This is a genomic window from Blastopirellula retiformator (genome assembly GCF_007859755.1).
In the GTDB taxonomy this organism is placed as follows: Bacteria; Planctomycetota; Planctomycetia; order Pirellulales; family Pirellulaceae; genus Blastopirellula; species Blastopirellula retiformator.
Window position 1 is genome coordinate 923,516 of the sequence record NZ_SJPF01000003.1, and the last position, 22,731, is coordinate 946,246.

At 58.4% G+C, this 22,731-nt stretch carries 15 protein-coding genes and 1 rRNA gene; 6 read left to right on the forward strand and 10 right to left on the reverse strand.

Going from position 1 to position 22,731, the window contains the following annotated elements; translation table 11 throughout:
• Positions 1-4 precede the first annotated feature (4 nt).
• Both Enr8_RS15585 and nadA read right to left on the reverse strand, forming a co-directional pair.
• Complete coding sequence (locus tag Enr8_RS15585; RefSeq protein ID WP_146433133.1) at positions 5-1,132, reverse strand: HlyD family secretion protein; 1,128 nt, start codon at positions 1,130-1,132, stop codon at positions 5-7.
• Between the two features lie 207 nt (positions 1,133-1,339).
• A complete protein-coding gene (nadA, locus tag Enr8_RS15590) occupies positions 1,340-2,476 on the reverse strand; it encodes a quinolinate synthase NadA (RefSeq protein WP_146433135.1) in 1,137 nt (378 codons plus the stop codon).
• Positions 2,477-2,916: 440 nt separating this feature from the next.
• Here nadA and Enr8_RS15595 point away from each other — a divergent pair, with 440 nt between their 5' ends.
• Positions 2,917-3,777, forward strand: coding sequence for an HAD-IIA family hydrolase (locus Enr8_RS15595; RefSeq protein ID WP_146433137.1), 861 nt, complete (start codon positions 2,917-2,919; stop codon positions 3,775-3,777).
• A gap of 183 nt (positions 3,778-3,960) precedes the next feature.
• On the opposite strand, the gene lysA is transcribed toward Enr8_RS15595, so the two are convergent.
• The 3 genes from lysA to panB form a co-directional block, all read right to left on the reverse strand.
• Positions 3,961-5,232, reverse strand: coding sequence for a diaminopimelate decarboxylase (gene lysA, locus Enr8_RS15600; protein WP_146433139.1), 1,272 nt, complete (start codon positions 5,230-5,232; stop codon positions 3,961-3,963).
• A 109-nt stretch (positions 5,233-5,341) separates the two neighbouring features.
• Complete coding sequence (locus Enr8_RS15605; RefSeq protein ID WP_146433141.1) at positions 5,342-7,402, reverse strand: thioredoxin domain-containing protein; 2,061 nt, start codon at positions 7,400-7,402, stop codon at positions 5,342-5,344.
• A gap of 56 nt (positions 7,403-7,458) precedes the next feature.
• Positions 7,459-8,268: a 3-methyl-2-oxobutanoate hydroxymethyltransferase gene (gene panB / locus Enr8_RS15610; protein WP_146433143.1), complete on the reverse strand. Its 810-nt coding sequence runs from the start codon at positions 8,266-8,268 to the stop codon at positions 7,459-7,461.
• A 221-nt stretch (positions 8,269-8,489) separates the two neighbouring features.
• On the opposite strand from panB, the gene Enr8_RS15615 reads away from it, so the two are divergent.
• The gene (locus Enr8_RS15615) at positions 8,490-9,239 is read left to right on the forward strand and encodes an AraC family transcriptional regulator (RefSeq protein ID WP_146433146.1); all 750 of its coding nucleotides are present in this window, start codon (positions 8,490-8,492) and stop codon (positions 9,237-9,239) included.
• 202 nt (positions 9,240-9,441) lie between these two features.
• Here Enr8_RS15615 and Enr8_RS15620 read toward each other — a convergent pair.
• Positions 9,442-10,952: ribosomal RNA gene (locus tag Enr8_RS15620) — 16S ribosomal RNA — on the reverse strand.
• Positions 10,953-11,446: 494 nt separating this feature from the next.
• On the opposite strand from Enr8_RS15620, the gene aroH reads away from it, so the two are divergent.
• Positions 11,447-11,878 (forward strand): chorismate mutase, encoded by a 432-nt coding sequence (gene aroH / locus Enr8_RS15625; protein ID WP_146433148.1) that lies wholly within the window; start codon positions 11,447-11,449, stop codon positions 11,876-11,878.
• A gap of 387 nt (positions 11,879-12,265) precedes the next feature.
• The gene (locus tag Enr8_RS15630; protein WP_246120115.1) at positions 12,266-13,168 is read left to right on the forward strand and encodes a cysteine peptidase family C39 domain-containing protein; all 903 of its coding nucleotides are present in this window, start codon (positions 12,266-12,268) and stop codon (positions 13,166-13,168) included.
• On the opposite strand, the gene Enr8_RS15635 is transcribed toward Enr8_RS15630, so the two are convergent.
• From Enr8_RS15635 to Enr8_RS15645, 4 genes are all read right to left on the reverse strand, one after another.
• Positions 13,165-13,755: a 5-formyltetrahydrofolate cyclo-ligase gene (locus Enr8_RS15635; RefSeq protein WP_186767679.1), complete on the reverse strand. Its 591-nt coding sequence runs from the start codon at positions 13,753-13,755 to the stop codon at positions 13,165-13,167. The genes Enr8_RS15630 and Enr8_RS15635 overlap by 4 nt on opposite strands.
• Positions 13,756-13,769: 14 nt before the next feature.
• A complete protein-coding gene (locus Enr8_RS25500; protein ID WP_186767680.1) occupies positions 13,770-14,336 on the reverse strand; it encodes a hypothetical protein in 567 nt (188 codons plus the stop codon).
• A gap of 169 nt (positions 14,337-14,505) precedes the next feature.
• Entirely contained in the window at positions 14,506-16,593 is a 2,088-nt protein-coding gene (gene fusA / locus Enr8_RS15640) for an elongation factor G (protein WP_146433154.1), read from the reverse strand.
• Between the two features lie 472 nt (positions 16,594-17,065).
• Positions 17,066-18,133 (reverse strand): tetratricopeptide repeat protein, encoded by a 1,068-nt coding sequence (locus Enr8_RS15645; protein WP_186767681.1) that lies wholly within the window; start codon positions 18,131-18,133, stop codon positions 17,066-17,068.
• A 232-nt stretch (positions 18,134-18,365) separates the two neighbouring features.
• On the opposite strand from Enr8_RS15645, the gene Enr8_RS15650 reads away from it, so the two are divergent.
• Entirely contained in the window at positions 18,366-18,797 is a 432-nt protein-coding gene (locus tag Enr8_RS15650) for a response regulator (protein ID WP_186767682.1), read from the forward strand.
• 589 nt (positions 18,798-19,386) lie between these two features.
• A complete protein-coding gene (locus tag Enr8_RS15655) occupies positions 19,387-22,731 on the forward strand; it encodes a hypothetical protein (protein ID WP_146433160.1) in 3,345 nt (1,114 codons plus the stop codon).

Below are 22,731 nucleotides of genomic sequence, written 5' to 3' on the forward strand. Positions count from 1 at the left end.
CGCGCTACTTTCCTTGCGGCTCGAGCCAGACGTCGGCGGCCATTCCGCTGCGCAGCTTATCGCGTCCGTCGAGCAGCGTCACCTTGATGCGGAAGACCTGCTTCGAGCGTTCCTCCGGCGTTTGTACGTTGTTGGGTGTGAACTCGGCGTTGCGAGCGATGAATGTGATTTCCCCGGCAAACTGTTCGTCATAGCTGTCGACGGTGATCGGCAGCTTTTGACCCAGCTGGATATTGAGATGGTTTTCTGGAACGTAGGCCCGCACCCACAACTTCTTCGGATCGATCAACGTCAGCATCGGGGCGTTGGGCGGCATCAAGTCGCCCGGCTCCAGCTCGAGCGCTTCGACGATCGCATCGGTCGGGGCGGTAATATTCAGCTCGCCAATTCTCGTCTCGATCGCAGCGACGTTGGCCGTTGCCGCGGCGACGGCCGCTTTGGCCTGGGCGATCTCTTCATCGCGATAGCCCGATTTCCGCAGGTTGAACTCTTCGCTCGCTCGAGCGAGCGCTGCACGGGCCTGGGCGATTTCTTCCTGGCGAGTTCCTTCGACCAACAGCGACAAGGTGCTCTCGCGAATGACCGAATTGCTTTCCGCCTCGCGCAGCAGATCCGAGACCCGATCGAACTTCTCCTGCGTGCCGGCGCCCTTCTCGAACACCTCCTTCTCGCGCTTGTAGTTGGCCTGGGCCAGTTCCAATTGCGACGAGGCCATCTTCAATTCGGCCCGGGCGGCGTCGATCTCTTGCTGCCGCGGACCATTGACCAGCATCTGGAGTCGAGCCGAAAGTTCGTCAACCTGCGCTTTGGCTTGAGCGATCTCTTCGGCGCGGTAGCCTGCCTGCAGCTTGTTGAGCAGCGCCTGCTGGTCGTCCTGTTCGGCTTTTGCGGCGGCCAGTTGTTCGTTCAGATCGAACGGTTCCAGGCGAACGAGCACCTGCCCTTGCTTGACCAGGTCCCCTTCCTCGGCCAGCACTTCGGCGATTCGTCCGCCGACGCGCGAGCCGAGACGGATATCTTCGGCCTCGATATAGCCCGAGACTTTCAGCGGTTCGTGCCGCAATTGGCTGTAAGCCAACAGCGATCCAAAGATGAGGATCAGCACGGCGATCAGGGCGATGCGAGACGACATAGCGACATCCGCGAGGAAAGTGATCGTTGCAAATCGATTCAAAGATCGACAGGAGTAAACGTCGGCAACTCTAACACCTGTTCCCTTGCCGCCCCCGGCTTGAAATGGCGCAACAGAAGCGCGCCGCAATTCTCACCTCGAAGGGATATGCGTCGTACCGATTGTACGAATTTTACTCGGCTGGCTGCCTGGGCCGCAACGAGAGGCCTATTTGACGCTCAGCATCCGCTCCAAAGCGGTCCGCGACCACTGGGCCGTTTCGTCATCGACGCGGACGACGTTGACCGGGCTACCAGCGTCGAGATTCTCGAGGCTCCAGCAAAGATGGGCCAGGTCGATGCGATACATCGTGGCGCACATGCAGACGACCGGCGACAGGAAGTGAATCTCTTGCTCGGGATGTTCCTGTTTCAGGCGATTGACCAGGTGCAGTTCGGTGCCGATCGCCCACTTGGTGCCAGCCGGAGCATTCTTGACCGTCTCGATGATCTTGCCGGTCGAGCCCGAGACGTCGGCGATCTCGTTGACTTCCTGCATGCACTCGGGATGAACCAAGATCTGGATCCCGGGATAGTCGCGACGAAACGCGGCGACATGTTCCTTCTTGAACATCTGATGAACGCTGCAGTGACCTTTCCAGAGGATTACTTTCGAGTTCTGGATCGCTTCTTCGGTGTTGCCGCCAAGTTCCGAATCATAGGGATTCCAGACCGGCATCTGATCGTTCGTGATTCCCATCGTCAGCGCGGTGTTGCGCCCCAGGTGTTGATCTGGGAAGAACAGAACGCGGCTGGTCCGCTCGAACGCCCATTTCAAAACCGAAGCGGCGTTGCTCGACGTGCAGACGATACCGCCATGCTTGCCGACGAACGATTTGAGACTGGCGGCCGAGTTGATGTACGTGACCGGCGTGATGTCTTCGGTATCGATCAGTTCGCCGAGATCCTCCCAGGCGTTTTCGACTTGTTCGATCGCCGCCATGTCGGCCATCGAGCAACCGGCCGCCATGTCCGGCAAGATGACGTCGACGCGGTGACCATTGCGCTCGGCGACTTTCTCGGGCCGGTTAGCCAAAATGTCGGCGGTCTCGGCCATGAAGTGAACGCCGCAGAAGACGATGTTGCGACAGTCGCCGCTCTCGGCCGCCATCTTGCTCAGTTGATAACTGTCGCCGCGCAGGTCGGCCAGCGCGATTACTTCGTCCTGCTGGTAATGATGCCCCAAAATCAGCAGACGGCTGCCTTGCTTGCTGCGGACCGCATTGATCCGCTCAGTCAGCTCTTCGTTGCTAAGCGAACGGTAAGGAGCGAAATCGAATGCGGGGGTCTGAAGCGTCGTGGTCATGGCGCTATCTGCTGTACTGCCGAGAAAATGGGGAGGAAACAGCAAATTATACCCCTCAGCGGCGGTTGGCTGTAGGTGCGGGGCTTTCCGCCGCAGTACCTGTCAGAAAACGCTGCGGGAAGTTCCGTGTTAGTTCGTCGTTTTTTTAGTAGGCGGATCGACGTAAGTCGGCACAACAACGTCGCCAAAGCGCAATGAAACGCAAGATTGCCGGACATAAGACACGATTCGCGCTGCTAGCGAGTGAAAGCGCAACGTGGTACTCGACGCCGTCACACCTGCGCAGGAATTAGGCAGTGCCCAGGATTCTCACTTAAACCAATCCGTTAGATGGTGTTTAGGTGGAGAGCGGTCGCCTTGTCGAATTGGCATGTCAATTGCCTAACGTAGTCTGGTCCGACCTTTTGTTTGATGGTTCGACTTAACAAGGAATGAGCAAGATGAGCCTTGGATTTTTGATTGACATGGATGGCGTGATTTACCGCGGCAGTCAGCTGATTGACGGCGCGGACCGCTTTATCGCCACACTGAAAAAGAAGCAGATCCCTTTTTTATTCCTGACCAATAACAGTCAGCGAACTCGCCGCGACGTTTCGGCCAAGCTGAACCGCATGGGGATCGACGTCGAAGAAGAGCGGATCTTCACCTGCGCGATGGCGACCGCCCGCTTTCTGGCGAAACAGAAGCCAGGCGGAACGGCGTTTGTGATTGGCGAAGGTGGCTTGCACAACGCGCTTCACCGCAATGGCTATGCGATCGTCGATCACGCGCCTGACTACGTGGTGGTAGGCGAAGCTCGTTCGATCACGCTGGAGATGTTGGATGCCGCGGTGCAGATGGTGCTGGATGGCGCGCAGTTGATTGCGACCAACTTGGACCCCAACTGCCCGACCAAGAACGGCACCCGCAGCGGCTGTGGCGCGACCGTTTCGTTTATCGAAAAGGCGACCGGCAAGCAGGCCTTCAGCGTCGGCAAGCCAAGCCCGGTGATGATGCGTTCGGCGCAGTGGGAACTGGGAGTTCGATCGTGGGAAACGGTCATGATCGGCGACACGATGGAGACCGACATCCTGGGCGCTGTGCAGATGGGTTACTACGCCACGTTAACGCTCAGCGGCGGTTCGCGAGCCGAAGACCTGTCGTCATATGCGTTCCGCCCAGATCGCGTGATCAACTCAGTCGCCGATTTGATCGAAGACATCGAGAACGATACGATGCTGCCCGCGTGGGATCATGGCATCATGCCGCATGCGATGGAAGAGAACGAACGGATGATGTACGCCGCTTCGCGGAGTATGTAAGCGAGCGTTTTGGGGCGCCCCTGATAGCTCTTCTTTTCTATCGGGGCGGCGTAGGGGATCGACTTTGTGCGTTGCCAAATGGAGTGGCGATGTTCCGTTTTTTGGCGGGCCGCGGATTGATGCCTCCGGCCGACTTTGTCGGCCCAGATAGCGGGAGCTATCTGGGCTAACCGACGATGATGACTAGCGCGGGATGTGCTCGCCAGCGATCATGTTTTCAAACGACTGGCGTTCGCGGATCAGGTGGATTTGACCGTCTTGGATCATCACCTCGGCGGCGAGCGGCTTCGAGTTGTAGTTCGAGCCCATTACCGAGCCATACGCTCCGGCGCACTCGATCACCAGGAAGTCTCCAATCGACGCCGCAGGTAAGCTGCGGGTGCCGACGAAGCCCCCTTCGGTTTGCGTGAAGATGTCGCCTGACTCACAGAGCGGACCGCCGACGACGACGTCGACATGCGGACGCTCTTCGGCTTCGCCGCTGGCCAGCGCGATCGACATCGGATGATATGAGCCGTACAGGATCGGACGAGCCAGATTGTTGAAGCCCGCGTCGACGACGTAGAACTTGTTATCGCCCATCGATTTGATGGCGCGAATTTCGGCCAGCAGATAGCCTGCTTCGGCCGAGAGGTAGCGGCCCGGTTCGATCTCGAGCGAGATATCATGCCCGAACGCGTCTTGCAGGCGATTGCGGACGTCGTTCCAGAGTTCAAAGTACTGATCAAGATCAACATACGACTGCGACTCGTTGTACGGAATCGGCAACCCGCCCCCAGCGCTGATCGTGGTGATGGTGCGGCCCACTTCCAGCGCCGCCTTTTCCATGGCGCCGCAGACTTGGGCCAGGTGCTCCAGGTCGGTGCCGGAGCCGATGTGCATGTGCAGGCCGGTGACGCGTACGCCATGTTGGTCGGCGATCAGCAGGCAGTCGTTCAGCTGTTCGTGCCAGATGCCGTGCTTTGATTGTTGGCCGCCGGTGTTGGTCTTTTGGCTATGGCCATGACCGAAGCCAGGGTTGATCCGCAGCGTGATCTCGCTGCCGGGCGCCGCTTGGCCCAATTGTGCGATCATGTCGGGCGAACCGCAGTTCACATGCAGACCATGCTCGACGCACAACTCCAGCGCTTCGCGATCAAAGATGTCGGCGGTGTAGACGATTGGCGCCGGTTCCCCCTTGGGGACGTAGCCAGCGGCAAGGGCTCGGCGGATTTCGCCAGCGCTGACCGCGTCGACCAGCACGTCGTTGCGGCGAACCAGATCGAGGATCGCTAGGTTCGAGCAGGCCTTTTGGGCATAGCGGATGACGTCGAACTTGCGGAGGTCGTTGATTCGCTCGACAATTTTCGCCGCGTCATAAACGAAGGTCGGCGTGCCGTATTTCGCCGCCAAATCCACAACGGAGACCCCGGAGATTTCGGTGCGAAACGTTTGGAAATGCGGCACGGTCGGCATGGTTGGCTACCCTATCGGGGTCAAAGAAGGAAGTAAGGGTTGTGTCGAATCGCCTATTTTAAGGGACGATCCACGATCGGGACACGCCCCATGTGCGGCGGTTCGCGGCTTAGCTGGCCCCAAGTTCGCCGATCGCGTCCTTGGCGATCACCGGCCGCTGACAGGCGAAGTTTTCGCAGACGTAGACGGTGCCGTCGGCATCCGGCAGCGGCATCTTGCCTGCGAAAATCGGCGCCAATGGAGCGTCTTCCTCCGGCATCTCGGTCGGCGAAACGCAGGCGATGACGCTGTTGGGGGAGTAGCTGCGGCGGTATTCTGTCAGAAATGTTTGCGTGTCGCCCGACGTCGGATGGCCCAAGACCACTACTTCGCGGGCCGGGCCGACATAGCGATCAACCGCCGTCAGCATTTGCCCGGTGGCAGTTGGATGCTTTTTCATCAACGGCGCTGCAACCCGCATCGCCGTTAGCGCTTCGTCCAGCAGGTCGGTGTTGCCCAATAGCGCGGCCAGCCGCAGCAAGACGACCGCCGCCATCGAGTTGCCGCTGGGGACGCTGTTGTCATACAGGTCTTTGTTGCGTGCGATCAGTTGTTCATGATCATCGGCCGTGAAGTAGAAGCCGCCCCCTGCCGGATCGGCAAAGTGGCGGATCATCAGGTTCGTCAGGTCGATCGCTCGGTCGAGCCAACGATCGTCAAACGTCGCTTCGTAAAGCGAGACGCAGGCATTGGCCAGATTCGCGTAGTCGTCTAAGTAGGCGGCTAATTTAGCAACGCCCTGGCGATAGGAATGAAGGAGGCGTCCCCGCTCGTCGATCATGGTATCGAACAGGAAGTCGGCCGCCTTTTCGGCTGCGGCGAGATACTTCGGCTCGGCAAGCGCACCGGCCGCCTGAGCCAGGCTCTCGATCATCAGGCCGTTCCAGCTGACGAGAACCTTGTCGTCCTTACTGGGGCGAATACGATCGTCTCGAATTCGTAGTAGCTTCGCACGATCGGCGCCGAGCTCCTCGCGCAGCTCGATTGCGTTTACTCCCTTGGCGGCGGTCCAAGCTTCAATCGACTGCGGCAGGTTCAGGATGTTGTGCCCCTCGAAGTTGCCGGACTCGCTGACGTCGTAGATTTCGCAGAAGCGATAGCCGCGGACTTCGCCGAGGGCAGAGACGATCTCGTCACGATTCCAGACGTAGAACTTCCCCTCGACCCCTTCGCTGTCGGCGTCCTCGGCGCTGTGAAAGCCGCCCGATTCGTCGGTCAGATAGTGAATGACATAGTCGCAAGTTTCGCGGGCAACACGAGCAAAATCTTCCCGATCGGTCGCGCGATAGGCGTCGACATAGATGCCGACGAGCAGCGCATTGTCGTAGAGCATTTTTTCGAAGTGGGGAACGAGCCACTCGGCATCGACTGAATACCGCGCGAAGCCGCCGCCGAGATGATCGTAGATACCGCCCCGAGCCATTTGGTCGAGGTTGTGCGTCACGATCTCCAGTGCGCGGCTGTCAGGCTTACGGCGACTGTAACGCAGGCAAACCGCCAGATCCATGGTGTGCGGAAACTTCGGCGCTCCGCCGAAACCGCCGTGGTTGAAGTCATAGACCGATTCGAGGTACTTGTACGCCTGATCGAGCAGTTCGAGGCCGATCGCTTCGCCGGAGTCTTCGGCCTGTCCAATCTCTTGCAGGCGTTCGGCGAATTTGTCGGATTGTTCGAGCGCAATCGCCCGGCGGTTTTGCCAGGCGTCCATCACCGCCCGCAACACTTGGTCGAAGCCAGGCATGCCTGCCTTGGATGTTGGCGGCCAGTAGGTGCCGCCGAAGAACGGTTTCAGCTGCGGCGTTAGAAAGACCGACATCGGCCAACCGCCGCGGCCGGTCAGCATCTGGACGGCGTTCATGTAGATCTGATCAAGATCGGGACGCTCTTCGCGGTCGACCTTGATCGAGATGAAGTGCTCGTTCAGGTAGTCCGCGATCGCCGGGTTCTCGAAGCTTTCGTGCTCCATGACGTGACACCAATGACACGCCGAATAGCCAATCGACAGAAAGATCGGCTTGTCCGCTTCGACCGCCTCCTCCAAAGCGGCCGCATCCCACGGACGCCAATGGACTGGGTTGGCGGCATGTTGCAGCAGGTAGGGACTCGACTCATTGGCCAGGCGATTCGCCATGGTGATCTCCGGCGGGGCGGTGGACGCGAAAGAAAGGGAACCGATTGCGGCGGCGATTATTTGAAACTTTGGGCTTCCGCCGGAAAGGCGCCGCTGCGGACTTCTTCGCAGTATTGTTTGGCGGCGGTCGAGATTTGCCCGCGAAGATCGGCGTACGCTTTGACGAACTTCGGCACATAGCCGCCGGTCAGGCCCAGCATGTCGTTGACGACCAGCACCTGGCCGTCGCAGCCGACGCCAGCGCCGATACCGATGGTAGGAATCGACAGTTCGGCCGAGATTTTTTCGGCCGATGAACGCGGAACACACTCCAGCACCATGCCGAAGGCCCCGGCGTTTTGGGCGGCCATGGCGTCGGCCATCAGCTGTTCTTCGTCGCGTTGTACTTTGTAGCCACCCATTTGCATCACCAGTTGGGGGCGAAGTCCGACGTGAGCCATGACCGGGATTCCTGCGGAGACGAGCCCGGCGATTACTTCCGCTTGCTCGACGCCCCCTTCCAGTTTGACCGCTTGGGCGCCGGTTTCTTTCAAGACGCGGCCCGCCGCTTCGATGGCGCTGTAAACGCCGAGGTGAAAGCTGGGAAACGGCAGATCGACGATCACCAGGGCTCGTTTCACCGCCCGGGCAACCATCTTGGCGTGATAGATCATCTCGTCGAGGGTGACCGGCAGCGTGGTGTCATGTCCTTGAACGACCATCGAGAGGCTATCGCCAACCAGGATCGAGTCTACACCTGCTTCGTCGAGCAGCTGCGCCATGGTGTAGTCGTAGGCGGTGAGCATCGAAAGTTTCTTGCCGTCCCGTTTCATTGCGACAAATTTGGGGACGGTGATGCGGTCCGAGGCTTGTTTGTGCGAGGACATTGGCGGCCAATCTTCTATCTAAGGACTTGCGGCGAGAAGCGCCGTATTCACCTCAATTGTCGCCGCAGCGCCCAAATCGGGCAACCGCTGTCGCGACTGCGGTTGGACGAGAACGCCCACTTTTGGCGGGTCGCTTTTCGGTGGCCCTGAATCGTGCATAATTCGCCATAGCAGACAACTTTGTCTTCTCCAATTCTGGCGGCACTCATCAAGAGGCGGCGATGTCCACCGAACTTCAGAGGCAGTTTTTCGAGCGGATGGGGACCCGGCATCAGCTGCAAAATCTGTATGACGCGCTGCCAGACGTCTTCTTCTTTACGAAGAATCGAGAAAGCCGCATGATCTGGGCGAATCGGCAGCTGGTTCGCCGCTTGGGAGCCTCGGATGAGAAAGAGCTGATCGGCGCCTACGATTGGGAGTTTTTCCCCAAGGAGATCGCCGAAAAGTACCGAGCCGATGATTGCTATGTCATGGAGACAGGCCAGCAGATTCGCAACCGGGTCGAAGTTTTCTACGACGAGACGAAGATTCTCGATTGGCATATCACCAGCAAGATGCCGGTCTACAGCGAGCATGGCGACGAGATTATCGGCGTCGCGGGAGTAATTCGTAGCTACAAGGAAGGGCAGCGCTGGGCGGCGCCTGCATCGGAACTGGAGGATGTGGTCGAGTTCATGCGAACGTCGGCCGGCGCCAAGGCGACGATCGAAGAAATTGCAGAAAGGGCGCAGCTATCGACGCGGCAACTGAATCGCAAATTTCAGGCGGTGTTCGGAATGAGTGCCCGGGACTTCAAGATTCGCACACGACTGAACGCCGCGGCCCACGACCTGGCAAATTCTGATCACTCGATTCAGCAGATCGCGAAGGCGAACGAATTTTCGGATCAGAGCACCTTTAGTCGTCAGTTCCGCAATCATATGGGAATGACTCCGCTGGAATATCGGCGGAGTTATCAGCGCGGCGGTTAGTCTTGGAACTCGCTGTTTGCGCGAGCTGTGATCAGCGCATGCAAAAAACGGACGATAGATTTCTCTATCGTCCGTTTCGTATAAAAATGGTTGTGACCAAGCTGAGTTGAGTGAGACTGTCCCAAGGTGATACGTCTAGTCGCGATTACTCGCATCTAGAAGGAAGTGTGAGTCTTCCATGTCGTTCACCAGTTTTCCTTAGAAAGGAGGTGATCCAGCCGCAGGTTCCCCTACGGCTACCTTGTTACGACTTAGTCCCAATCGCGGAGTTCACGTTCGGCGCCTGCCTCTCTTGCGAGTTAGCTTAGCGACTTCGCGTGCACCCCACTTTCGTGGCTTGACGGGCGGTGTGTACAAGGCTCAGGAACATATTCACCGCGGTATGCTGACCCGCGATTACTAGCGATTCCGGCTTCATGCAGGCGAGTTGCAGCCTGCAATCCGAACTGAGGCGCGTTTTCTGGGATTTGCTTACTCTCGCGAGTTCGCGTCCCTTTGTTCGCACCATTGTAGGACGTGTGCAGCCCTAGTCATAAAGGCCATGAGGACTTGACGTCATCCCCGCCTTCCTCCGGTTTCACACCGGCAGTCTCTCTAGAGTCCCCGACATTACTCGCTGGCAACTAGAGATAGGGGTTTCGCTCGTTAAGGGACTTAACCCGACATCTCACGACACGAGCTGACGACAGCCATGCAGCACCTGTGCAAAAGCTCTCCGAAGAGCACTCTTCCCTTTCAGGAAGATTCTTAAGCATGTCAAGACTAGGATAAGGTTCTTCGCGTAGCCTCGAATTAAGCCACATCCTCCACCGCTTGTGTGAGCCCCCGTCAATTTCTTTGAGTTTCAGCCTTGCGACCATACTCCCCAGGCGGAGCACTTAACACTTTCGCTACGACCGAGAAGATGTGGGAGTCCCCTCGATCCAGTGCTCATCGTTTACAGCTAGGACTACCGGGGTATCTAATCCCGTTCGCTCCCCTAGCTTTCGTGCCTCAGCGTCAGTAGAGACCCAGTGAGCCGCCTTCGCCGCCGGTGTTCCTGATGATATCAACGCATTTCACCGCTCCACCATCAGTTCCGCTCACCCCTATCTCCCTCAAGCTCTACAGTTTCAGGCGCAGTTCCACGGTTGAGCCGTGGGATTTCACACCTGACTTGTAGAGCCGCCTACGCACCCTTTAAGCCCAGTAATTCCGAATAACGTTCGGACGGTTCGTCTTACCGCGGCTGCTGGCACGAACTTAGCCCGTCCTTCCTCTGAGGATCAGTCAAAATTTCTTCCCCTCTGACAGCGGTTTACAACCCGAAGGCCTTAATCCCGCACGCGGCATCGCTCGGTCAGGCTTGCGCCCATTGCCGAAGATTCTCGACTGCAGCCACCCGTAGGTGTCTGGGCAGTATCTCAGTCCCAGTGAGACGGGCCACGCTCTCACGCCCGCTAACCATCGTAGCCTTGGTAGGCCATTACCCCACCAACAAGCTAATAGTAAGCAGTCTCATCCCCGGGCGCCGGAACTTTGATCCGTAGATGTTATTCGGTATTACCGCCAGTTTCCCGACGCTATCCCGAACCCGAGGGCAGATAAACTACCTGTTACTCTCCCTTTCGCCGCTGTCCTCTCGGAAGCAAGCTTCCTTGATTCTCGCGCGACTTGCATGCCTAATCCATGCCGCCAACGTTCATTCTGAGCCAGAATCAAACCCTTCAATTGTTATATGCTTTAGCGGTCGGCCGAAGCGTCACGCATATGAGCAAAATTAAAGTGTTTGAACTGCTCTTTGCAAAACAATTCAAATTCAAGTTCATTGTGATTTGCTTCTACAAAGCTGTTCCGAGGAACAGTTCTGCGAAGCACAGCCTCACGCCGAACTCAACAGAGGTCACAACCAAATTGTCAAAGATCAATGTCCGAGAAACGTTGTCTCTCGGTTTTGTGTTTCTCACTGCCGTGGCCATTGCCTTCAAGTGAGACGGTCTATCCTATCGGAATGGCGGTGGGCGTCAACGGGCCCAAAGCCATTTCGGGAAGATTTCGTGAATGGAAGCCGCAAAACCCTAGAAATACAGGGTTTTCGGGGCTGAAGATTTTCGCAAAGTGGTCCATTTGCCTCGCTTGTTTCGTCCCTCTCAGCGGCTTTCATGCGGTCCAATTCATGGTTATGCTTGACCCTTGTTCCGATCCTCTATTTGCCAAAGCGTATTTGTATGTCGATTGCCTGCCGAGGCGTCCGCGGCGCCACTACCGTCGATCACAATGATCGTGACGAGATCCTACGCGCGACGCGTGAACTATTAGCTCTGATGATTCGCCAGAACGGCATTGAAGGGCGGGATGTTGGCAGCGCGATCTTCACTGTGACCAGCGATTTGAACGCCGAGTTCCCCGCGCTGGCCGCTCGGCAGCTCGGCTGGATGGATGTTCCGCTGATCTGTACCCATGAAATCAGCGTACCTGGGTCTCTACCGCTCTGTATTCGGATCATGCTCCACTGGAACACTGCTAAGTGTCAGAAGGAGATTCGGCACGTCTACATTAAGGAGGCGGTTCGACTGCGACCCGACCTTTCTGATCTTCCACCAGTCGATTGGAAGTCTCTCGAGGCTTGGATCGACGCCCAGATGTCAAACGTGAAGTAGCGCGTTGCGGGGGATGTGACTGCATTGATGTGAATGCAAGTTCTTATTTGGTTGTAGTTTAGGTCTGTTTTCGGGCCAAGCCTGCTAGCGTGCCCCTCAAGATTCTGGCTTTTCTTTGGCACGCAAATCGCAACCCATTCTTAACTGAGTGCGTAATGCCCAGTATTGCCTGTTCGGGACGCAGTACTGTGATTCCTGATAAGGCAGTTGCCTGAAATTATCGCAACTTATGACCGTCTCGTTTTATTCTTGGATTGAAGCTGCCTATAATTAACGATATATTTACAAAGAAATCATCTTGATTTAATTCGCAGTCCAATCCGTGATTTCGGATCACTGCGTGGGCAAGGATTGCCAGTTCTACAAGGAGACGATGCCGTGACCGATATGTACATCGCCTACGCGATTGTCACTTGGCTCTCTTTGACCGCGTTTTTCGCGGTGCGGTCGCTCTCCAGGCAGTGGACGCCGCTCGTTCTGGACATCGCGGCGGCGGTCGTGGTGTTGGCGATCGCAGGCTACGCGTGGTTCTTGTGGGATAACGAGGTCATGGCGAAGTGGCTTCCGTTTTCTTCCTTGATGGTGCTGGGGAATTGGTTTCCGATGGGCGCGGCCGTGATGGCGGCGATTGTCTCGAATCGACTGAAAGAACAAGGGGCGCGTCGGGCATTGCCGATGGGGGCCATGCTGTGCGTTGGCGGTTTTTCGTCGGTCTACTTGGTTCTTGGCGCCGCGCCGCAATGCGGCGATTTGTGGAGCCGCGACGGCATCTGCTTTCAAACGACTCAGAAGACCTGCTCCGCCGCTTGTGCGGCGACGTTGCTCGGGCAGTATGGTCTGCCAGCATCGGAGCAGGAGATGGCCGAACTCTGCTTCACGCGGAAGGGGACTTCCTGGAAAGGGGTTTATCGCGGCCTGAAGCTGAAAACCACAGGCTCAGGGCTCGACGTTTCGGCCGACAAAATCAGCTTCGATCAGCTTGCCCAGCTCGATCGCCCGGTCTTGATCCAGGTTGGCATCCAGCAGTGGGAGTCGTTTGGCAATTCGCACGGGATCGAGCTCGAAGAAGGTTGGACGCCGGGGACGATGCACTCGGTGATCTGCCTGGGGGTGATCAATGATGACCAGGTCTTGATCGCTGACCCGAACCCGGCGATCGGTATCGAAGTCTGGCCGCGCGAGTCGCTGGAGCGTCTGTGGCAAGGCAAGGCGCTCTACCTGACTGAAAAGGGGGAGAGCCACGCAGGTTTGATCGGCGACAATCTGCGCGACCTGTACGTCATCCGCTAGCGGAACGCGCGGCAATCGATCAGGCGATTCTCGGTGATCAGCGTGTCGACTGGCAGGTCGTGCGGCTCCGTCGGCACGTCATCGACAAGTTGACATTCGAACGCGAGTGCGCATCTTTCCGTCTCCGGCGCCAGTTCTGCAAGCAGGCGATCGAAGTATCCTTTGCCATAGCCGATACGATTGCCGCGAAGGTCGAGGACCGCGCCCGGCAGAATGGCCAAGTCGATCACTGCTGGGGCAATCCGTCGCGAATCTCGAAGTTCAGCCTTAGGTTCTAGAATTCCGAAGCGACCAGACGCGAGTTCGCTGAGGTCGGTTAAATGAAATAGGCCTAGCTGTTCGTCGTCGATGCAGTAGGCAACGACCAGCCGCTTGCCGGTTGAAAGCAACTCGGGCAGTATCGGGCGCGTATCGACTTCGCTACGCGCGGCGACGTAGCAGAGTATCGTCTCGGCCTGGCGAAACGCGTCCCAATCCGAGAGCCGGATCGCGATCCGCTTGCTCCGCTCAGGGCGGTCTTTCAGGGCGTTACGTGCGGCTAAGTGCTGCTGGCGTAGGGTCGACTTGCTGGGAGACGCAGAAGGCACGGCGGTAGTGGGCGTTAAGGAACGAACGACGGAAACAAAGGGCGACCAAAAAAATGGTCGTGCAAGGCGATGCTCGTGCGGAAAGAGCCGACCAGTAGCAGCAGGATGATCAGCAGCAACAGGAGCCAGACGTGGCGGCCTGGAATCGAACCCGCTCGCCAAATCAAGAGGCCGATCCCGGCAATGGCAAACGGGACGCCGAAAATTGTGACCAGGCAGAGCATCGCACCCAGTCCGCCCAGGCAAAGCCCGATGCCGGTCCAGGGGATCGGACGTGCGTCCGTCGCGGATTCTTTCGTCGCTTGGAAGGGGGAGTCGAGCTTGAGCGGCGCTGGCGGCTTCTCCGCGATCTCGGCGGTCACAATCTCGCCTTCGGCCTCTTCTGGCGTCGTCGTCGCGACGATTGGTTCGCCATCTGCGGGCGAAGCGGAGTTTTCACGCAGGTACTCGCGCAAGACGGGGGATCGCCGCACAGGCGGCATGTCGGCCAACGCGTCGACTTCAAACTCTCGGCCGCACCGCCAGCAACGATTGACGGCGCCGATCAGCTCTTCTCCGCAATTGCTGCAAATGGTCGCCACGCAGATTCGCTCATGGAAGGAAGGCAGGGGTTCGATTCATCCTTGCTAGTAGCGTAATCGATATCGAGCGGTGTCGCGAGCAAGCGGCGACGGGGGTGAGAAAAAGAAAAAAGCCCCGCTCGCACGGGGCGAGCAGGGCTTCTTCGTATTAGGAAGGCCGTGGCGAAGACTACTTCGCGTTGGCTTCTTTTTCCTTCTTGCGTTCGGCGACGACTTCTTCCTGGATGTTCGACGGCGTCGGCTTGTACGCTTCGAATTCCATGCTGAAGGTGCCCTGACCCTGCGTCATGCTACGCAGGACCGTGGCGTAACCGAACATTCCGGCCAACGGCAGTTCGGCGGTGATAACCGTCGTGTCGGCGTTGGTTTCGGTGTTGGTCACCATGCCGCGACGAGCAATGACGTCGCCGGTCACCGGACCCTGGAAGTTTTCGGGCACTTCGATTTCGACCTTCATGATCGGTTCCAGCAACGCGGGCTTCATCTTCATGAAGTTCTCACGGAAGCAGCCTTGGGCACAAACGCGGAACGCCATTTCGGACGAGTCGACGTCGTGGTACGAACCGTCGGTCAAAGTTACCTTCAGGCCGACGACCGGGAATTCAGCGACCGGGCCTTTGGCCAGGACGTCTTCAAAGCCCTTCTGGATCGCCGGGATGTATTCCTTCGGAATGCGACCCTGCGAAATCTTGTCTTCGAAGATGAATTCTTCGCCGCCGTCTTCCTGCGGTTCCATCGAGCCGACGATGTGGCCGTATTGACCGGAACCACCCGTCTGCTTCTTGTGCTTGTGGTTGAACTCGACCGCCTTGCTCGGGGCTTCGCGGTACGAAACCTTCGGCGGGCCGGTGACCACTTCCACCTTGTACTCGCGGCGGATGCGTTCGACGTAAACGTCCAGGTGCAATTCACCCATGCCCGCGATGATCGTTTCGTTCGTTTCTTCGTCGGTGAAGACGTGGAACGTCGGATCCTCTTTGCGGAAGCGGAGCAGAGCCTTGCTCAATTTGTCGCTGTCGTCGCGGCTCTTCGGAGCGACCGAGATCTTGATGACCGGGATCGGCACGAAGATGCTTTCCAGCGAGCAGTAGTTCCGTTCCGAGGCGTAGGTATCGCCTGAGGCGCAATCGACGCCCATCACCGCGACGATGTCGCCGGCGCCAGCGGAGTCGATTTCTTCACGCTTGTCGGAGTGCATCCGCACGATACGGGCGAAGCGGTCGGTCTTGCCGGTACGTTGGTTGACGTAGCCTTTGCCCTTCTCGATCTTGCCTTGGTAAATCCGCATGAAGGTCAACTGGCCGTACGGATCTTCGACGATCTTGAAGGCCATGCCGACAAACGGCTTGTCGTCATCGCAAGAGAGCGGGATCAGCTTGTTCGGGTCCTCGACGTCCTTCGCCTTGTACTGGATTTCCAGCGGCGACGGCAGGTAACGAGTGACCGCATCCAACAGCGGCTGCACGCACTTGTTTTTGTAGGCCGAGCCCATGAAAACCGGCGTGATGTTCAGGCCGATCACCGCGTCGTGGGTGACCTTGTGAATCAGGTCGGTCGGCACTTCTTCTTCGGCCAGCAGCAGTTCCATCAACTCGTCGCTGTAAAGCGAGAGCGATTCAAGCATGTGCTGACGGGCTTCCTGGGCTTTGTCCATCAGGTCGGCCGGAATTTCGGCTTCCTTGACGATTTCGCCCTGCGAGCCTTCGTTGTAGTAGGCCTTCATTTCGACCAGGTCGACGACGCCTTCCAGCTTGTCTTCCAGCCCGATCGGAATCTGGAACGGAATCGCGTCGACGCCCAGCTTGTCGCGCATCTGCTGCACAACCTTATCGGGGTTGGCGCCGGTACGGTCCATCTTGTTGATGAACGCCAAGCGCGGAACCTTGTATCGCTTCATCTGGCGATCGACGGTCAGCGATTGGGCTTGAACGCCGCCGACCGAGCAGAGGACCAGAATGGCGCCGTCGAGCACGCGGAGGCTACGCTCCACTTCGACGGTGAAGTCGACGTGGCCAGGGGTGTCGATCAGGTTGATCGGGTGACCCTTCCACTCGACGCTGGTCGCGGCGCTGGTGATCGTGATACCACGTTCTTTTTCGAGCTCCATGTGGTCCATGGTCGCGCCGTCGCCGCCGCCGCGGACGTCTTCGATCTTGTGGATACGGCCGCTGTAGAACAGGATGCGCTCACTTAGGGTCGTTTTTCCAGAGTCGATGTGAGCGGAAATACCGATGTTTCGCAGTTTGGCGAGGTTCATAGTAAAGGAGTTCAAAAAAGGTCGAGGTTGAAGGAAAACAACGGAAGCGCGAGCGCTCTGAAATCGTGGGTTCCGACGCAGGTCGGGAGAGAGAGGTCCCTAGGGACGGAGCCGTAGCGTATAGACCTGCGCGAGACAATCTTAATGGATTGGGCGAAACGGACTAGGTCACTTGTGCCGTCCGTTGGCAGCGCATGTCAAACGCCGGGCTAGGCGCGAATTCCTGGACCGACCGTGATCGGGCGGCGTTTTGGCAGTCGAGTTTCCACGATGGAAAACATAGGAATCGCGTCTCGCAAAATCGTAAGTGCTTCAGAACTACGGCTTTAGATAGGGATGTCGCCGTTCGTCAAGCGTGGTGAAGGGCAATGGCATCCATCCTTCCATTATCCCCATCTGTTCCGCAAAGTCTAGCCAAGAACCTGCCGTCCGGGTAGACGAAATTCATTCACTTTTTACTTAGAAGCGGTAATTACCGGGAAGGTTCGCGAAATGGCTGCTGAGATTTATAGAGCTTGATGCGAGCGTCAATTTGCTCTGCGTGCGGCTCGGTGGCGATTGCTTTCGCCTGTTCAGCGGTCTGGGCCGCCTCGTCGAATTGTCCCAGGTTGGCCTGGGCCGCCGCGACCGTGTCCAGGTACCGCGCGTCGGGCGATTCGAGCTGAGCCGCCGCTTCGGCTGCGAACTGCATCGCCTGTTCTGGGTTGCGCAGATCGGCCTGCGGACAGGTGGCCAGCACCCAAGCCAGGCCCTGTTTGACGCGAGCCGACTCCGAATCGAGTTGCAAGGCCTGGCGGTAATCGCGGATCGCCCGGTCCCAATAGCCGAGGTCGCTGTAGGCGTCGGCTCGATTGGCGTACCCGAGCGGATCCTGCGGCGCCAGGCGGATCGCCTGGCCGAAGTCGGCGAGCGCGGCCTGGTAGTTTTCGGCCAGATATTGGGCATTTCCGCGGCTGTTGAAGGCCCCAGGGTCGGTCGACTTCAGCTGGATCGCCCGGTTGTAGTCGGAAATCGCCTGACGGACCCGCCCGGCCTGATAGTTGAGTTCGCCCCGGTTAAACCAGGCGTTGGCGTACTTGGGATTCAGCTCAATGGCCAAGTTAAAGTCTTCGAGGGCCTCGTCGCTTTTCCCAGCGGCGGCTAGACTGACGGCGCGATTGTGGACGGCGGAAGCCATTTTCGGTTGGAGTTTGACGGCGGCGTCGAAATCGGCGAGCGCCGCCTGGTCGAGCTTTGCCATCTCGGCCGGATCGCTGGCCTGGGCCGCCTTGTCGGCGAGCGCTTCGCCCCGTTTGTTGTGCGCCCAGGCTTTTAGCTGGGTGAAGTATTGCGCGTGTTCACTCGGCAACTCCAGCGTCTCGGCTTCGTCGCAGACGCTAATTATGGCGGCGAATTCTTCTTCCCCTTTCGCCGATTTCACCAGGCCTGAGGCGGTGCGGACAAGCTCGTTGATCTGCGGAGCGTCGTCGGCCCGCAGCGAAGAAGGGGCAGCGCAAGTGAGCGAAACGGCGATGGTGAGAATCAAAAGGAGTGCGCGCATGTTTACATCCGGGGCTGAGATAAAGTGCGACGGCGAAAGAACTTCTATCTTCCAAAGTAACGCGCATAGCGGGTGCGATCCAGCTGGATGGCGATGATTGCAACGAATGGGGCGACTTTGAGGCGAAACGGGGACGAGGATGTTTCTTTTTCGCAACCGTTTCCTTTTGACACCAAATGTCCGTGGGGTAGCGTTGAGCATCGTGAAAGTGCGCACAATGGAGGTAGTGACGATGATTATGGAGAGCACCCCCGAGCTCGATCCAGTTTCTGAGTGTGGTGGATCCCGAGGTCGCGTACTGATTTGCGACGACGACTGGTCGCAACGCGAGGTGCTGTCGCTGATCTTGCGAAAAAATGGGTTTGAGACGCTCGATACCGGGCTGGGTGACGAATGTCGGCGGTACGCTGCCAGCGAACAAATCTCGGCCGTTTTGCTGGACATTGACCTGCCAGACGCCAATGGCCTCGACATTTGCGAAGAGTTGGCTGACGCTCAGGCGACCTACCAAGTGCCAATTATCGTGATCAGCGGCATGGATCAAGCCGATATCGTTCGCACTGCGCGACGCAACGGAGCCCGGTTTTTCCTGCAGAAACCGTATGATCCAGCCGCGGTGATCGCCCTGCTAGAGCGTTCCCTTGATGAGACTTCTCCTTGGTAAACGGCTTTAGGTGGTTGATAAGAGGGTGGGAGGTTTGATATCCTATCCTCCTTCGACTCAACATTAAGTTTTGAAGCGGGGCCCTTAGCGTCCCGAGACGTTCGGAGAAGTTCGTGGGAACGAAGAAGACAGGAAAAGGTCGGCGGAAAATCGGTCGTAAGAAGCGTCGCATGCGTGCGAAGATTCGTCACCGCAAGAAGTGATCCGTCCGCCGGAGCGCCTTTCGAGGTAAACCGACAAAAATGCCGAAAGCGGCGACCCCAGCGGTCGTCGCTTTCTGCTGCGCGGACTGCTAGGCTTCTAGCATCTGTAGGGGGCGGTGGTCGCTCTTTTTTCGCCGTCGCCGCCTGCCGGAAGATCGCCCTCAACGCCCCAACTGCTATAATCTAGCTAGTCGTCAGGGGTTTCTGTATCGTTTCGCTGACTCAGCGAGATTCGTGGGGCCATGCGGGGCGGTTCTGAATAGATTAAATGAGGCGTCTTTTTCCACGCTTGTCTCGACGCCGCAGTGATCTCCTCGCTTTTCGTAGAATTCCGAACGTCCATGTTTCGACCACCCGCTAGGCCGTCGTGCGCCAAGCTGGCCGCCATGATTGCAGCCATCGCGTGCTTCTTGTGCGTGCGGATCGTCGCAGCGCAGATGACGCCGCCATCGGGCGCGTCGCGGGCCACGGTCGAAGACAACGGCTCGACCCTCTTCTATCTGCAAGACGACAAGGGAGAGTATCGATTCGTCCCAGAGGCTTCTTACGAGGAGTTTCGGAAATGGTTTGACGAGATTCGGACCAGCGATGGGACCACCAGTCCTCCCAAGTATTCGTTGAAGCGGGTCGAGGTCGTCGGCGGCGCGAAAGACGGATACGTCGAACTTGATCTCACCTATCACTTTGAGCTGCTCGAGAAAGGTTGGACCAAGGCTTCGCTAGGCCTGGCCGGGGCGGCGATCCGCGAATTGCCGACGACTTCAGACGGTTCTCGCTGCTATGGCGAGCCTGATCCCAGTACCGGCAAGTACTTCCTGTGGATGCGGAATGAAGCGGAGGAAGAAACCCATCCGGTAGAGGTCCATCTGAAGGCGGCCGTTCGAACCGAAACCAATGGCGACGAAACCCGCTTTAGCCTGAACGTTTCGTCCGCCTCAAAATTCCAGTTGAACTTGACCCTTCCGGCAGGCGTTGTCGCCTCGGCGTCGAGCAACGCCATTGGCGCCGCTGCGGGGAGCGCCTTGGTCACCGCAACCGACCAGACCGATGAGCATACATTGGTGACGGTCGAAACCTCGGGCGGCAGCACGCTGCAGATGACCTGGAGCCCGACGCGGCGCGCAATACAGGACGACGCCCCGATCTTGCGGGCGATCGGCGACATCGTCGCCACCATTGAAGACGACCTGCAGTTGAAGACGACGGCCAATTTGCAGGTGACGTCGCTGAACGGGGCGCCAATCGAGTCATTTGATATTCGGATCACGAATGATGCCGAATGGCTGCCCCCTTCGCAAACGGTCGACTATCAGCTTCGTGAGGTATTTCTGCCCGACGGAGATGGCGTCGAACAGCGTTACGTCCGCGTCGAATTTGCGAACAAGCTGCCGACGCGCGAGGTCGAGCTAAAGACGCGTCAAGTTGGGGTCGCCGACGCCAAGGAGAATCGGATCACTGCGGGCATTTTTGACGTTACGCAAGCCAAAGAGCAGGAAGGGCAACTGCGCCTGAATTACAGTGAAAACGTGATCGCCAGTTGGAGTATGCGAAACTATCGCCGCGAAGTGGTTGGCGATGGAATGGACCAACGGGCCGCGTTTTCGTACGCCGCACAGCCTGCGGAAATCGAAATCAAAGCGACCACTAACCAGCCAACCTTGCAGGCGACCAGCGCCTCGTATCAGCTGGTGATCAACGAAGAAGACGTTCAGGTGGACGCCGATTTCGTCTTCTCGGTTCCCAAGTCGTATAGCGAGCCAATCACCTTCGACCTGCATGGCTGGAAGAACGTCGTCAAATTCAAAGAGAGCGACGTCGATTGGGCGCAAGCCGAGGTGGTCGATGGTCAGTGGCTGGCGCCGCTGCTCAGCGGCGAAACCGATCGCTCGACTTCCGCCGCTCGGTTGGCCCGGGTCTCGTTTACTGCGACCTTCCCGCTTGATTTGGACGATTTGGGGGGCGTCTCGCTGCCGATCATCCGTCCGCAAGTCGCCAAGCCGGCGGCCGCCTCGCTGACGATTTTTACAGCGCCCAATTTGAAGGCGTCGCCTGACTTTAGCGCCGACTCGCCGTATCAATTGGATGTCTTGGCCCACGAAGAAAACGTCGGCGTCCAAAGGGTGCATTTACGGATGAATCCGACCGAGCGGATGCAGCCGTTGCGCCTGGGACTGGAGCAAATCGATCAACAGCTGTTTGTGACGCCGCGCGCGGCGATCGATATTGAACCGCCGCTCCGCTCGCTGGAGTCGAGCCCGCCCGACTCACGTTGCCAGGTGGTGCAGACGTTCAGGATCCACGCCTTCTACGGCGGCATCGGCAATTTGTTGTTGCATGGTGCGCCTCGCTCGGCGCTCGCCGATCTGGTGATTCGTCTCGACGGCGAAGAGGTGGGCTACGCGCAGCTTCAATCGCCGCCGGACGTAACCGAATCGGCCCTGCGGATCGATGTGCTGGGCGAACCGACCGAGGCGGAGTTGACGATCGAGTACAAGGTGAGTTCGCCAGGGGCGGCGCTCGCCAGCTCTGGCGAGATGGCGCCGATGATAACCACAATCCCACTGGTCTGGCTAGCGACCGAGCCAAGCTTGGCTGGCCCGATCAAAATGGTCGTGCGGCCAACCGAACTGACGATCTCGTCCCAGTCGGGCATCAACGTCGTGGCGCCCGATCCGGCCTGGGGCGAAGTGCCAAGCGACAGCCCTAACGTGCTGCTGCAGTTAGAGTCGGTGGCGACCGGGCAGAACGCCGCGCCGACCGCGGTGACGCTGGAGTTCTCGAAGCGCCCCGGCGGAGTCGGCGACTTGCGGACGCGGGTGAAACGCTGCTGGATCCAAGACGCGTTGACGTCCGACCAGCGACGGACGCGGGCCTGTTTCCTGCTGCAAACGCGCCAGCCGACGCTGACGCTGCAGCTTCCCGCAGGGGCGGAATTGTTTGAAGCCAATTGGAACTCGCGGCGGATCGAGAATGACGACAGTGGGCGGGTGACGTTGCAGATCGAGCCGACCGAGCTCTCGCGGACCACGGCGATGGACACGCTGGAGGTTTGGTTCGAGATCAAGGGCGCCGGACTCACCACGGGCGAGCCGCTCGAGCCGCCGGTCTTGGAAGAGGCGGTCTATCTGGAGCCGGTCTATTATCAGCTGGCCTGTCCGAGCGATTGGTTTTGCTTGTCGGCGCCAGGTTTGACCGAAGAGATGTTGTGGGAATGGGAAGGTCTGAGTTACTTGCCGATCGAACGACTGAATCAGAAGAATCTCGAGAGTTGGGCGAACGCCAGCGAGCAAAGCTCATTTCCGCCTGGTATGAGCCAGTATCTCTACAGCTCGATCGGCGCTCCGAAAGCGATCGATCCCTGGTTTGTTCGCCGCCGCACCTTGATGGGGGCGTTTGGCGGGATCGCGTTAGCGCTCGGGCTGGGCCTGTTCTACTTGCCGCAGATGCGGCGGGCGACGGTGATTGGCGTACTGGTCGCCGCCACGGCCGCCATGGCGATCTTCTATCCACATCATGCCGTCTTGTTGGGCGGCATGGCGGCGATTGGATTGGCCTGTAGTCTGTTCTCGATTGTCCTGTACTTTGCGCTTGGAACGCGCCGTCCGGCGCGGACCGTGGTTCGCCGGACCGGATCGGAGTCGCAGGTGCGGGCCTTGTCGCCGGAATCGGCCGAGCCGGTGTCGACGCAAGCTGGTTCCGCTTTGCTGAAGTCGTCTTCGGCGGAGGCGTAA

What these genes read in the sequence shown, in the direction of transcription:
- Enr8_RS15585 (WP_146433133.1), bottom strand. Translation starts at nt 1,132, where the DNA reads ATGTCGTCTCGCATCGCCCTGATCGCCGTGCTGATCCTCATCTTTGGA.
- nadA (WP_146433135.1), bottom strand. Translation starts at nt 2,476, where the DNA reads ATGACCACGACGCTTCAGACCCCCGCATTCGATTTCGCTCCTTACCGT.
- Enr8_RS15595 (WP_146433137.1), top strand. Translation starts at nt 2,917, where the DNA reads ATGAGCCTTGGATTTTTGATTGACATGGATGGCGTGATTTACCGCGGC.
- lysA (WP_146433139.1), bottom strand. Translation starts at nt 5,232, where the DNA reads ATGCCGACCGTGCCGCATTTCCAAACGTTTCGCACCGAAATCTCCGGG.
- Enr8_RS15605 (WP_146433141.1), bottom strand. Translation starts at nt 7,402, where the DNA reads ATGGCGAATCGCCTGGCCAATGAGTCGAGTCCCTACCTGCTGCAACAT.
- panB (WP_146433143.1), bottom strand. Translation starts at nt 8,268, where the DNA reads ATGTCCTCGCACAAACAAGCCTCGGACCGCATCACCGTCCCCAAATTT.
- Enr8_RS15615 (WP_146433146.1), top strand. Translation starts at nt 8,490, where the DNA reads ATGTCCACCGAACTTCAGAGGCAGTTTTTCGAGCGGATGGGGACCCGG.
- aroH (WP_146433148.1), top strand. Translation starts at nt 11,447, where the DNA reads ATGTCGATTGCCTGCCGAGGCGTCCGCGGCGCCACTACCGTCGATCAC.
- Enr8_RS15630 (WP_246120115.1), top strand. Translation starts at nt 12,266, where the DNA reads ATGTACATCGCCTACGCGATTGTCACTTGGCTCTCTTTGACCGCGTTT.
- fusA (WP_146433154.1), bottom strand. Translation starts at nt 16,593, where the DNA reads ATGAACCTCGCCAAACTGCGAAACATCGGTATTTCCGCTCACATCGAC.
- Enr8_RS15645 (WP_186767681.1), bottom strand. Translation starts at nt 18,133, where the DNA reads ATGCGCGCACTCCTTTTGATTCTCACCATCGCCGTTTCGCTCACTTGC.
- Enr8_RS15650 (WP_186767682.1), top strand. Translation starts at nt 18,366, where the DNA reads ATGATTATGGAGAGCACCCCCGAGCTCGATCCAGTTTCTGAGTGTGGT.
- Enr8_RS15655 (WP_146433160.1), top strand. Translation starts at nt 19,387, where the DNA reads ATGATTGCAGCCATCGCGTGCTTCTTGTGCGTGCGGATCGTCGCAGCG.